The organism is Flavobacterium azizsancarii (assembly GCF_027980145.1).
Lineage (GTDB): Bacteria > Bacteroidota > Bacteroidia > Flavobacteriales > Flavobacteriaceae > Flavobacterium > Flavobacterium azizsancarii.
In genome coordinates this window covers 44480-56963 of record NZ_JAMZNK010000019.1, presented here as the reverse complement: position 1 = coordinate 56963, position 12484 = coordinate 44480, and the positions used below count along the sequence as shown (strand labels likewise).

Below are 12484 nucleotides of genomic sequence, written 5' to 3'. Positions count from 1 at the left end.
TCTATTTAGTAAAATCATGTAAAATGATATAGTCCTTTAACTTCTTGCATTTAAAATAAAGAAATATCAAGGATATCAATAAGACTGCAACAGTTATAGACAAAATTATTAAAGCAGTATTCATTTGATTGACTTGTTCAATATCAACCCCCTGTTTACTTTTTTTTATCTTATCAATCAAATTATACAATTTAATATTTTCCTTCTCATAGAATTTAAATACATTTTGATGATAAAAAATTAATCTACTATTGATTAACTCATCTTGAAATCCGTATTGTTTTGACAGATTATATATTCGTACAGCATTTTCTTTTTCACCTATAATCCTTACCATATTTCCCAATTCAAAAAGCAAAACCGAGATAATTTCGTCTTTTGGTTTTATAAATGACATACGCTCGTTTACCTGATAATAAACGGCTTTGCTCAATGTCGCTAACTCTTTTTTTGATAATTTTGTCTGAGGAACAACGCTGTCCCCAAAATTGGTGTTGATTAAAAACTCTCCTGAAACATTTTTTATTTTTTTAATCTTCGCTTCTAATATCCTCAAGTGCAACCATTCTGAGCCACTATGAGATTCCGAATTAATCTGAATTGATTTTTTGATCCATTTATAAGCCTTTTCATTTTCTCCAATTAACTCATAAAGAGTACCAATATTCGATGCGGTAGAATATCGATTGGGTTTAATTTGCTCAATAGTCAAATATAATTTTAATGCCTCTTCGTACTTTTTTTGAACGATTAAAACATATCCTTTATCAGACAAATAATCTATATTATTCGTTTTTTCATACAAACGATCAAGTTCCGAAATTAATTTTGTGAAATTCTCTATAAAAAAACTGTGCCCGTGAGGAACAAGTCCTTCATAATCTGCATAAACTATAACTCCATTTTTTAGTTCTTTAGTATCACCATTCAAACAAGCAAAAGTCTTAAATGATACTAAAATCAATACAATAACGAAAGCCTTGAATTTATTCATAAAATAATAACGTATCGATTAAACTTGAAACCTGAAACCAAAAAAAACCTAAAACTCTATTTATTCAACCACCAAATACTGGCATTCAAAATACCTGCAAAAGCAACCCAAGCCATATAAGGAATTAATAAATAACCTGCGGTTTTGTTGATTTTGGTAAACTTTAAATACGTTTCATAAATCATTAACCATAAAAGTGCAATCTCGATCAAAGCCAACATCGGGTTTTTTAAGCCGAAAAAGATATACGACCAAATAGCATTCAATGTCAATTGAATTAAAAAGAATCCTAATGCCACTTTTACTTCCTGGTTTTGTTCCTTTATTTTATCCCAAACCAATCCTGCCGCCACTGCCATTAAAATATAAAGCATTGTCCAAACCGGCATAAAAATCCAGTTAGGCGGGTTAAAAATTGGTTTTATAAGCGTTGGATACCAAGATTCTACGCTTGGTCTCGTTACAGTACTCGCAGAATACCCTACCATTAAACAAATAAAAAGTGCTATGACGATTTTGACTATCTTGTTCATTCTATTCAATTTTTATCCAAAAATAGTTAAAAAGAAAGGTTAAACCATATAAGTAATATAAGTTCATTTTAGATTTGCTTACATTTTCTTATATAACTTATATGGTAAAAATATTTAAAAACTATCTTTGCCAAAATTTTATAATTCATGTTTACAGCAACTGATTTTATTCCTAAAAAATATACTTCGACTATCGAAAACGGAAACTTTGAATGGAGCGCACCCAGCAATATTGCGTTAGTAAAATATTGGGGGAAAAAAGACAATCAAATTCCGGCAAATCCATCGGTTAGTTTTACGCTTAACAATTGTAAAACGATCACGAAATTGCGTTTTGAGAAAAAAGATGCTTCGGCAAATAATAATTTTTCTTTTGATTTACTTTTTGAAGGAAAGCCAAAAGAAGATTTCAAGCCAAAAATTCAGAAGTTTCTAGAAAGAATCGAAATCTATTTGCCTTTTTTGAAAGACTATCATTTTACGATTGATACCCAAAATACGTTTCCACACAGTTCCGGAATTGCTTCTTCCGCATCCGGAATGGCAGCTTTGGCAATGAATTTTATGAGTTTAGAAAAAGTACTAAATCCAGAAATGGCAGAGGATTATTTCTATCAAAAAGCTTCGTTTTTAGCCCGTTTAGGTTCTGGAAGCGCTTGCCGAAGTGTAAAAGGAAGTGTAGTGGCTTGGGGAGATCAAAAAAACATAGAAGGAAGTTCAGATTTATATGGAGTTGAATTCCCGTATACTATTCATGAGAATTTCAAGAATTATCAGGATACTATTTTATTGGTTGACAAAGGCGAAAAACAAGTTTCAAGTACTGTTGGACATGATTTAATGCACAATCATCCGTATGCCGAAAGACGTTTTGCTCAGGCGCATGAAAATCTGGATCAATTGATTGCTATTTTTGAAAATGGAAATTTAGATGAATTTATCAAAGTGGTCGAAAGCGAAGCTTTGACTTTGCATGCTATGATGATGACTTCAATGCCCTATTTTATCTTGATGAAACCAAATACTTTGCAGATTATAAATGCAATCTGGAAATTCAGAAATGAGACACAAATTCCGGTTTGTTTTACGCTTGATGCCGGAGCAAATGTTCACGTTTTATACCCTAAAAATGTTAGTGATAAAGTACTTCAATTTATTCAGGACGAATTAGTTGTATTTTGTCAGAATCGTCAGTACATTTGCGACCAAATTGGAGATGGTGCAATTGCATTATAATTTTGCGTATCTTTAGTTAAAATTTTGATTATGGACATTCAATTAGAAAAACTCGAAGCGATAAATATGTTGAAAGAGACTAATGATCCTTCAATCATTATGGCTGTTGCAAAATTGCTACGAAAAGAGAAAAAAGATTGGTGGGATGATTTGACTGATATTCAAAAAGAAGATGTTGCTCAAAGTGAATTAGAATTTGAAAGAGGAGAATTTAAAAGCTTTGAAGATGTGATGAAAAAATACAGGTAGTGAATCTTAAAGTAAATATTTAAAAAACAGCTGAGAGAAATTTAGATGATGTTTTAAATTTTATTGTAGCAAGATGGTCTAAGAAATCGAAAGAAATATTTTTAGTGAAATTTCAAAAAGCAATTTCAATAATAAGTATGAATCCTGAAATTTTCCCTAAATCATCAGTAAGTAAAAAACATCAAAAATGTGTTGTAACAAAGCAATCAAGTCTCTTGTATAGTTTTGGTTCTAATGAAATTAAAATTCATACCATTTTTGACACACGACAAGACCCAAATAAAATAAAGAAAGACATACAATAAACATGAAAGGACCATTATTTTACTCAAAAATATTACTCTTTGGAGAATACGGAATCATCCGCGACTCTAAAGGACTTTCTATTCCTTATAATTTTTACAATGGTGCATTGAAAAGAACCGAAGATCCTTCGGCAGAAGCAATTGCATCAAATGCAAGTTTACAACGTTTTGCATCTTACCTTGAAACTTTACAAACAGAACAACCTGAATTGGTGACTTTTGATTTGGCAAGTTTAAAAAATGATGTCGAAACCGGAATGTATTTCGATTCTAGTATCCCACAAGGATACGGAGTCGGTAGTAGTGGTGCCCTTGTTGCTGCTATTTATGACAAATATGCTACACACAAAATAACGGTTTTAGAGAATTTAACTCGTGAAAAACTGTTACAGCTAAAAAATATTTTTTCTCAAATGGAAAGTTTTTTCCATGGAAAAAGTTCTGGTTTAGATCCTCTAAACAGTTATTTGAGTATCCCGATTTTAATTAACTCTAAAGACAATATTGAAGCAACCGGTATTCCGACTCAAAGTTTTGACGGAAAAGGTGCTGTCTTTTTATTAGATTCAGGAATCGTAGGTGAAACTGCTCCAATGGTGAACATTTTTATGGAAAACCTAAAAGATAAAGGTTTCCGTGCGATGCTTAAAAATCAATTCGTAAAATATACTGATGCTTGCGTAGAAAACTTTTTACATGGCGACATGAAATCATTGTTTACGAATACTAAAAAACTATCAAAAGTCGTTTTAAACAACTTTAAGCCAATGATCCCGGAACAATTTCACGGAATCTGGCAAAACGGAATCGATACAAATGATTATTATTTAAAACTTTGTGGTTCTGGCGGAGGTGGTTACATTCTTGGATTTACTGAGGATTTAGAACGTGCTAAAGTATCTTTAAAAGATTATAAATTAGAAGTTGTTTACCAATTCTAAATTTAAACTTCTTTAAATAATTCCAGCCTATTGAATACGCTTTCGTAGAATTTATCACCCTAAAAGTTATTTAATATGAAGAGTATTTTAAAGATTATCAAAACAACTTTTTTAGGTGGAATTCTGTTTTTAGCCCCCTTGGTTTTATTACTGGTCATTCTGGAAAAAGGATATCATATTATCCAGAAAATCACATTACCAATCATAAGTCATTTCCCTAAAGTAAAAATTTTAGGATTGGCTATTGAGGAAATTACAGCCATAATAATCATATTTATTATTTGTATTACTGCTGGTTTAATTGCCAGAACAGATTATGCAAAAAAACTCGTTCAAAGATTAGAAAACGGAATATTAAGCTTCGTTCCCGGCTATTCTTTCATCAAGAAAACGAATGAAAATATTATGGGTTTAGAATCTAACGAAAATTTAAAAGTCGTTCTTGTTCCAACAGATGCAGGATTACAATTTGCTTTTTTGATAGAGCAAATAAACGAAAACAACTTTTCAGTCTTTGTTCCGGCTGCACCAAACCCATGGAGTGGCTCTGTTTGTTTTGTAGAAAAAAAAGACATCAAAGAAGTTGACATTTCTCAAAAAGAAGCCTTAGCTTGCATTCGGAAATTAGGTTTTGGTTCAGCCGCGTTACTAAAAAACAAACTTTAGCATTCGCAGCCAAATTCAAGTTTTAAAACAAGCCCTTAAATTAAAATCCCAAACGAACTTTAAAAAATGTTAAGCAGACAGCATAAACTTTTAGTAATGAAAATTGTTAGCTTGTTCTCAGTAGTGAGAGGTTACAACATTCCTATTATTGTTTTGGCACAATATTTATCTGCTATTTTTATATTAGCTCCAGAGAAAAGAGCCCTTGACATTTTACTTGATTTCAACTTATTTTTAATCGTTTTTGCTTCTGCAATTACTATTGCATCAGGATATATTATTAATAATTTTTATGACAGCCAAAAAGACTTAATCAACAGACCCAACAAATCGATGTTGGACAGATTGGTAAGTCAGAAAACAAAACTTTTGGTTTATTTTACGCTAAATTTTATTGCCGCTTTAATGGCTTTGATTGTTTCCTGGCGTGCATTCTTGTTCTTTTCGGCTTATATTTTCCTGATTTGGTTTTACTCTCACAAAATAAAAAAATACCCGATTATTGGAAATCTTACCGCAGCTTTCCTGGCCGTTTTACCTTTTTTCGCAATTTTGCTGTATTTCTACAATAAGGTTTCGTTCGAAGAAATCGAAGACCATATGAGCCATTTTATGGTAATTTCAGCACATGCCGTTTTCTTGTTTTTGCTATTGCTCATTCGGGAGATGATCAAAGATTTAGAGAATCTAAAAGGTGACTTAGCTAATAATTACAGAACAATTCCCATCATTTATAACGAAACAGTTTCTAAGCAAATTATTACCACTTTGACAATACTAACAGTGGTTCCTGTTTATGTTTTAATCAACATTTATGATGTAGGTTATATGGACATCTACTTTTATGTCTGTTTTGCTGTTTTACTATTTTTCCTGATTTATTTATGGAAATCGAACTCTAAAGAACAATATTTATTACTTCATAATGTACTTAAATTTTTAATTGTCTCGGGAGTTTGCTGTATCGTTTTGATCAATCCGAGTATTTTGTGGCACGGGAAGAATCTGCTTTTAAAGTCTTAAGAAAACAGCCCACATATTAGGCATATTACACAGATTTCTTTATTTTAATGTTTTGTGATCTCTGCATTAACTTTGCAAAACTTTGGGCTAAAACTTCTTTTCAAAATGTATAAAAGAAGCCAATTGTTTGAACCTAGCCCCAATAGAGGCGATATCATTGTAGTCCTGAAACTTCGGGATGAAACAAGATAAAGCCGAAAGCGGGAAACCTGCCTGAAAAAAGCCAATTGTACGGCTCCAGTAACACCAAAAATAAAAGGCTATTAATCTAAGGACAATGAACTTAGGATTATTTAGCAAGAATAAACTATCTTTGCACAAATTACAGAATTTATGAACAATAAGGAAGGCAATAATAAAAGAGGTGGTTCTAGGCCAAATAGTTCTAGACCAAGCTCTAACAAGCCAAAACCTCCTATGGCGAAGCGCGCGCAAGGGCCAAAAAAAGTGAAACCTGCTGTTAAGGCTGCCGAAGAAGAAAAGGCTGAAAAAATCAAAAAACAGAATCAGGCTCCAAAAAGACAAAAAGCTGCAGACGAAATTCGTTTGAACAAATACATCTCTAATTCTGGAGTTTGTTCACGTCGTGATGCTGATATATACATTCAGTCTGGAAACGTTAAAGTAAACGGTATTCCGGTAACTGAAATGGGTTATTTAGTAAAATTGAATGATGTTATTAATTTTGATGGTGTTGTTTTGACTCCTGAAAAGAAAGAATACATCTTATTGAACAAACCTAAAAACTTTACGACAGCTCTTGACGAAGGTCAGGAATTTCGTAATGTATTAGAACTTGTTCGTGGTTCTACAACTTCAAAAATTGCTCCGATTGGTAGAATGGACAAGAACACTACTGGTTTGTTGTTGTTTACTAATGATACGGATATGATTCGTAAATTTACTTTACCGAGTCAGAAATCATCAAAAATCTATCAGGTTTCGTTAGATAAAAACTTGAAATTTGAGGATTTAGAAAAAATCAGCAAAGGTTTAGTTCTTGAAGGACACCGTGTGTTTGTTGAAGAAGTAAGCTACATAGAGAAAGAAGCAAAAAGCGAAGTAGGCCTTAAATTACGCTCATCGAATGTAAAAGTAGTTCGTGCAATTTTCGAACACTTTGATTATGATGTTTTACGTATTGACCGTGTATCATTTGCAGGTTTAACAAAAAAGAATTTACCTAGAGGTAACTGGCGTTTTTTGACTGACCAAGAAGTTATCAATTTGAAAAACGTTTAATAAACGAATCAAAATCGATCTAAATATAAATCCTGTTTTACATTTGTAAGACGGGATTTTTTATTTTTCAGAAGTTAAAAAAAGTTATGACCAAAAAGTGTAAAAATAGATCTGCCGATAGATTGGTTTTTTTCTTCAACTGATTCGTAACATGAAAATCCAAGGATAATTTTGATTCCGGGAGGAATGCTATTTAAAATATCTCTTTTTTGATCGTCCAGTAGCAATTTTAAACTATCTAAAATTTGGACATTATTTTTAAGGTAAGAAGCAACTAATAACGCTGAAAAGTTTAGAATCTCTCTGGCGGTCTCGCTTTTGATCCCGACTTCGTTAGAGATCATTTCAGAAATCCTACCCTTTTTATTGGTAAAGATTTCTTTCAGTAAAGCGTTTCCTTCTATCCGATAACAATCATCTACCGATAAAATCCGACCGGATGTAAAATCAACTTCCTGATAAAATGTAGAGCCTTCCTGTATTTGCGAAACAACTTCTTTGCAAAAACCCGATTCCTCGGCCCTATTGTACAAACCCATTAAAACTGTACCTATCGAAACATCAATTCCCTTGATTAAAAGTGCATCATTTTCAAAATAAAACTTGTTCAATTTTGAAACAACATTAGAAGAAATAAAACGTCTAAGTTCAATTTGTAGGTTTGGGGTCATACTTAAAGTGTTTAAAAATTATTTAAATCCATTAAAAATAACCGATAAAGTGAGGCTTTTTATCGTTTATCAGGATAAAAATATAAAATATTTTAACATTTCCAAAAAATAAGTTAAAAAGTAAAGGCTTCTGCAAACAATTATTTAACAAAAAAAACGTTCTCAGCCAATAAACATAACGCTTTCGTTATCAAACCAAAGTAAAAAAATATTTTATACAAAAATAAAAAAATAAGAAAAAAGCTTAATCTGTATTACATAATTAAAACAATAATGTTCGATATTCCCATGTCGTGTGCAGAAATATACCTAGAAAAATAATACAAAACATAAAGTTGATAAAGCTGGAGGCAAGAAACCCTAGTAGTGATCCTGTTGCAGCTTTTAGTGCACGCTGATGATTTTTAGAATCATAAATTAATTCTCCAACAAAGGCGCCAACAAACGGACCAATAATAACTCCAAAAGGTATAGGGGCCAAAATACCAACGATCAAACCGATATTAGTTCCCCAAATTCCATAAGAACTTCCTCCAAATTTCCTGGTTCCTTTTGCAGGAATTACATAATCCAGAATCGTAATGACTATCGTAATCAAAAGTGTAATCCCTAAAACCCAATAATTATTTTCAACCGCTTTTGTCATATACAACAATAATAAACCTACCCAACAACTGGATAAACCCGGAAGAACAGGTAAGAAACTACCAAAAACACCAACAATCATACATATAAAACCGAGTAACAACAATAGTAAATCCATATATTTTTTTGTAATTTTGTATCTAAAGATCCTTAGTAAAGCCAGCCAATGCGTAAACTTTTGCAAATAGCATTATTTACTTTATTGATTATTTTGATCAATAATACTACATATGCACAAAACAAAAAGCTTTCTGTCGAAGATCAATTAATTCAGGATAGTATTTATAAAAGTAATAAGAAAAAAGTTTTAAATTTTTCTATGAAAGATTTTGACAAACTTTTCTTTGAATACTTTAGTCGCAAAAATGATCCGGATGTTGTTTTAACTAAAAAAGATTTTTACAACTATACTGTTCAAATTGCTGCTTTCTCAGATCGCTTATCATCCTTATATCCTGAACAAAAAGAAGTTGCAGCGCAAAACAAAGAACAATGGCTTTCAGAAAGCTACGAAGATTATCTTCAATACAAAGCATCTCAAAAAAAATAATCGTATTTTTGCACCTAATTAGTTCATTCAATTCAACATCAAAATCTTGAAGCAGTTTTTCCTTTTTTTAGTTCTCTTATCTATCAATTCTTGTCAATATTTTGAGAAGAAGGTTCCGTCTGAAAAAGAGTTACTTCAAAAAGAATTAAAATCAATCAACTGGAAAGAAGTCGACGAATATCCATCAGTCACTAATTGCGACAAAATCACTGATAAGAAACAACGTCAACAATGTTTTTTTGAAGTTATGGCGCAACTCATTCAGCAAAAATTAGACATTGATACACTTTCAATCCTATATCCCCAACTTGACACGATAGAAGTAAAAGTTACCGTTTTCCCGAACTCTACCATGAAATTCGAACCACAATTTCCTAAAGATTCAGTAGCTTATGACACAATCAAAATAGACAGCATTTTACATGCCCGTCTTGTTGATTTTCCAAAAATAAATCCGGCATTAAAACGTGGACTTCCGGTAAAAACTCAATTTATTTTACCCGTTATTCTTAAAGCTAAAGACTAGAAATAAATACTATTTTATAATTCTGCTGCTTTTGTTTTAAAATTCAAGACGTAATATGTTCCTATAAACACAGGCAAAACTACATTAAGAAACCACATCAAAGTACTAATAAAAACGACAATCCATTCGTTTACGCCTAAAATTCCAAAGTAGTATATGGCAACACTTCCTTTTACAGCAAAATCCAAAAACTGAAAAGTAGGCAATGATGAGGCTAAAAAGTAAACTACTGCAATTGTGGCAATCAGTGTAAAATAAGGCAGATCAACATCAAAAGCTAAAAACAAAAAATAGTATTGATGAGAGAAAACTAAATAACGCAAAATTCCAAAAAGAATATTTTTACGATGAATTGGTTTTGGAATTTCATTGATCTTATGTAATAACTTCTCAATGGAATATCCTTTGATTTTTATTTTCTTCAACGAAAACAAAATCACAAAAACCAACACAAAACCTCCAAATAAAATGGCAACCGTCTGAGTGGTAATGACCTCATATTTTGCATTGAAATATAGCAATCCGAAAATTCCAAAAACAACAGTCAGAACCATCTGAATTCCGTTGCAAATCAAGTTCAGAAAAACTACTTGTTTCGTTTCAGTTTTCGGGTAATACAATGCTTTTCCGGCATATTCCCCTACTCCGTTTGGAGTAAAAATTCCTGCTGTAAGTGCCGCCAAAACTTGCTTTGTGGCTTCTGCCAATGAAATTTCCTGAATGACTTTGGCTAAATTCTGCCATTTCAAAATCTCAAAATAGCGATTCAAAACACTCAGAAGCAATATAAACCCAATTCCTAAAACAGATTGATTTTTACGAAATAACGTGATAAACTTTTGCCAATCGAGTTTATCGTTATTCGCCAACTGATTATAAATAAAATAAAATGCGCCACCTACAATTAAAAGTTTGACCAGAAGAACTAGGAATTGTTTAGCTTTGTGAGGAATTGAGATCATGCTGCAAAAGTAATCAATTTGGAAATGTGGCAATTTGAAAATGAGAAAATGAATTTCACTCATTTTTTCAACAACTTTCAAACTTGAAACCTTAAACTTGAAACAAAAAACCCCTTGATAAAAGAACGCATCATATTAGGTATTGACCCCGGAACCACTATTATGGGTTTTGGATTGATAAAAGTCATTAATAAAAAAATGGAATTTTTGCAATTGAACGAATTGCAACTTTCCAAATACGACAATCATTACCAAAAACTAAAGATTATTTTTGAGCGTACTATCGAGTTAATCGAAACGCACAATCCTGACGAAATCGCAATTGAAGCCCCTTTCTTTGGTAAAAACGTACAATCGATGCTAAAGTTAGGTCGCGCGCAAGGTGTTGCAATGGCAGCGGGACTTTCGAGAGATATTCCGATTACAGAATACGAACCTAAAAAGATAAAGATGGCGATTACCGGAAACGGAAATGCCAGTAAAGAACAAGTAGCCAAAATGCTGCAACAGCTTCTAGGCTTAAAAGAATTACCCAAAAACCTGGATTCAACTGATGGTTTGGCAGCGGCGGTTTGTCATTTCTTTAATTCAGGCAAAATCGTTGCCGGCAAAAGTTATACGGGCTGGGATGCTTTTGTAAAACAAAACGAAGATAAAGTGAGGAAATGAGAAAATGTGTCAATTAGAAAATTAGATAATTCTTGTATTGTGGATATTTAATTTTCTAATTGACTCATTTTCTAATTATCTAATTAAAAAAAATGAGCGGAATCTACATTCATATTCCTTTTTGCAAGCAGGCTTGTCATTATTGCGATTTTCATTTTTCGACTTCTATGAAGAAGAAAGATGACATGGTTTTGGCTTTAGCCAAAGAAATTGTCCTGCGCAAAAATGAATTTAAAGGTGAAATTATAGAAACAATCTATTTTGGAGGAGGAACACCTTCTGTTCTGAGTAATGACGAAATTAACTTTCTAATTTCTGAAGTTTACAAAAATTATAATGTTGTCGAAAATCCGGAAATCACACTTGAAGCTAATCCGGATGATTTATCTACAGAACGAATTTTCGAATTATCAAAAAGCCATATAAACCGTTTAAGTATAGGAATTCAGTCTTTTTATGAAGAAGATTTAAAGATGATGAATCGCGCCCATAACTCGGCGGAAGCCATAAATTGTTTAACCGAAGCAACTAAATATTTCGATAATATTTCGCTCGATTTAATTTACGGAATCCCCGGATTGACAGATGAAATGTGGAGAAAAAATATTGAGACTGCTTTAAGTTTTGGTATTCCACATATTTCAAGTTATGCTTTGACAGTTGAACCCAAAACAGCTTTAAGAAAACTAATCGATACTGGAAAAATTGCCGAACCTCAAGACGAAGTGGCATCGAATCACTTTATGATTCTGGTTGAAACGCTTGAGAAAAATGGCTTTATTCACTACGAATTATCGAATTTCGGGAAAGAGGGATATTTCTCTAAAAACAATTCCGCATATTGGCTGGGCAAAAAATATATAGGAATTGGTCCTTCAGCACATAGTTATGATGGTGAGAAAAGAGGTTGGAATATTGCCAATAATTCTCTTTATATAAAATCAATTCAGAACGATGAACTTCCTATAGAATCTGAAATACTAACCATTTCTGATCGTTATAACGAATATATTATGACGGGTTTAAGAACAATTTGGGGCGTTTCTTTAGATAGAATCGAAACCGAATTTGGTTTGGATTATCTGAATTATCTAAAAAAACAAAGTCAGAAATTCTTAGATGACGAATTGCTTTTTATCGAAAATAACATCTTAAAACCAACCGCAAAAGGAAAATTTTTAACGGATGGAATTGCAAGTGATCTGTTTTACTTAAATTTGGAATACTAAAAAATAGGACGCTGATAAAACGGATGCAAGCAACGCTGATTGT

At 32.2% G+C, this 12484-nt stretch carries 15 protein-coding genes; 10 read left to right on the top strand and 5 right to left on the bottom strand.

Going from position 1 to position 12484, the window contains the following annotated elements:
* Position 1: 1 nt before the first annotated feature.
* Together NJT12_RS12920 and NJT12_RS12915 are read right to left on the bottom strand one after the other, a co-directional pair.
* Positions 2 to 994: a tetratricopeptide repeat protein gene (locus NJT12_RS12920; protein ID WP_271336331.1), complete on the bottom strand. Its 993-nt coding sequence runs from the start codon at positions 992 to 994 to the stop codon at positions 2 to 4.
* Positions 995 to 1050: 56 nt separating this feature from the next.
* On the bottom strand, positions 1051 to 1527 hold the full coding sequence (locus NJT12_RS12915) for a TspO/MBR family protein (protein WP_271336330.1): 477 nt from the start codon (positions 1525 to 1527) through the stop codon (positions 1051 to 1053).
* Between the two features lie 147 nt (positions 1528 to 1674).
* Here NJT12_RS12915 and NJT12_RS12910 point away from each other — a divergent pair, with 147 nt between their 5' ends.
* From NJT12_RS12910 to NJT12_RS12885, 6 genes are all read left to right on the top strand, one after another.
* Positions 1675 to 2763: a diphosphomevalonate decarboxylase gene (locus tag NJT12_RS12910; RefSeq protein WP_271336329.1), complete on the top strand. Its 1089-nt coding sequence runs from the start codon at positions 1675 to 1677 to the stop codon at positions 2761 to 2763.
* Positions 2764 to 2793: 30 nt separating this feature from the next.
* On the top strand, positions 2794 to 3012 hold the full coding sequence (locus NJT12_RS12905) for a hypothetical protein (protein ID WP_271336328.1): 219 nt from the start codon (positions 2794 to 2796) through the stop codon (positions 3010 to 3012).
* Between the two features lie 307 nt (positions 3013 to 3319).
* A complete protein-coding gene (locus NJT12_RS12900) occupies positions 3320 to 4258 on the top strand; it encodes a mevalonate kinase family protein (RefSeq protein ID WP_271336327.1) in 939 nt (312 codons plus the stop codon).
* 75 nt (positions 4259 to 4333) lie between these two features.
* Positions 4334 to 4924, top strand: coding sequence for a DUF502 domain-containing protein (locus NJT12_RS12895; RefSeq protein WP_271336326.1), 591 nt, complete (start codon positions 4334 to 4336; stop codon positions 4922 to 4924).
* Between the two features lie 66 nt (positions 4925 to 4990).
* A complete protein-coding gene (locus NJT12_RS12890; RefSeq protein ID WP_271336325.1) occupies positions 4991 to 5947 on the top strand; it encodes a geranylgeranylglycerol-phosphate geranylgeranyltransferase in 957 nt (318 codons plus the stop codon).
* Between the two features lie 333 nt (positions 5948 to 6280).
* Complete coding sequence (locus NJT12_RS12885; protein WP_271336324.1) at positions 6281 to 7189, top strand: pseudouridine synthase; 909 nt, start codon at positions 6281 to 6283, stop codon at positions 7187 to 7189.
* 74 nt (positions 7190 to 7263) lie between these two features.
* Here the strand turns inward: NJT12_RS12885 and NJT12_RS12880 are convergent, their stop codons facing one another.
* Both NJT12_RS12880 and NJT12_RS12875 read right to left on the bottom strand, forming a co-directional pair.
* On the bottom strand, positions 7264 to 7860 hold the full coding sequence (locus NJT12_RS12880; protein WP_271336323.1) for a DUF937 domain-containing protein: 597 nt from the start codon (positions 7858 to 7860) through the stop codon (positions 7264 to 7266).
* Positions 7861 to 8122: 262 nt separating this feature from the next.
* Complete coding sequence (locus NJT12_RS12875; RefSeq protein WP_271336322.1) at positions 8123 to 8623, bottom strand: DUF456 domain-containing protein; 501 nt, start codon at positions 8621 to 8623, stop codon at positions 8123 to 8125.
* A gap of 48 nt (positions 8624 to 8671) precedes the next feature.
* Here NJT12_RS12875 and NJT12_RS12870 point away from each other — a divergent pair, with 48 nt between their 5' ends.
* The gene (locus tag NJT12_RS12870; RefSeq protein ID WP_271336321.1) at positions 8672 to 9055 is read left to right on the top strand and encodes a hypothetical protein; all 384 of its coding nucleotides are present in this window, start codon (positions 8672 to 8674) and stop codon (positions 9053 to 9055) included.
* A 46-nt stretch (positions 9056 to 9101) separates the two neighbouring features.
* A complete protein-coding gene (locus tag NJT12_RS12865) occupies positions 9102 to 9581 on the top strand; it encodes a hypothetical protein (protein WP_271336320.1) in 480 nt (159 codons plus the stop codon).
* Between the two features lie 14 nt (positions 9582 to 9595).
* Here the strand turns inward: NJT12_RS12865 and NJT12_RS12860 are convergent, their stop codons facing one another.
* Entirely contained in the window at positions 9596 to 10543 is a 948-nt protein-coding gene (locus tag NJT12_RS12860) for a lysylphosphatidylglycerol synthase transmembrane domain-containing protein (protein WP_271336363.1), read from the bottom strand.
* Between the two features lie 114 nt (positions 10544 to 10657).
* Here NJT12_RS12860 and ruvC point away from each other — a divergent pair, with 114 nt between their 5' ends.
* Entirely contained in the window at positions 10658 to 11212 is a 555-nt protein-coding gene (gene ruvC, locus NJT12_RS12855; RefSeq protein ID WP_271336319.1) for a crossover junction endodeoxyribonuclease RuvC, read from the top strand.
* Positions 11213 to 11304: 92 nt separating this feature from the next.
* Complete coding sequence (gene hemW / locus NJT12_RS12850) at positions 11305 to 12441, top strand: radical SAM family heme chaperone HemW (RefSeq protein WP_271336318.1); 1137 nt, start codon at positions 11305 to 11307, stop codon at positions 12439 to 12441.
* Positions 12442 to 12484: the final 43 nt, after the last annotated feature.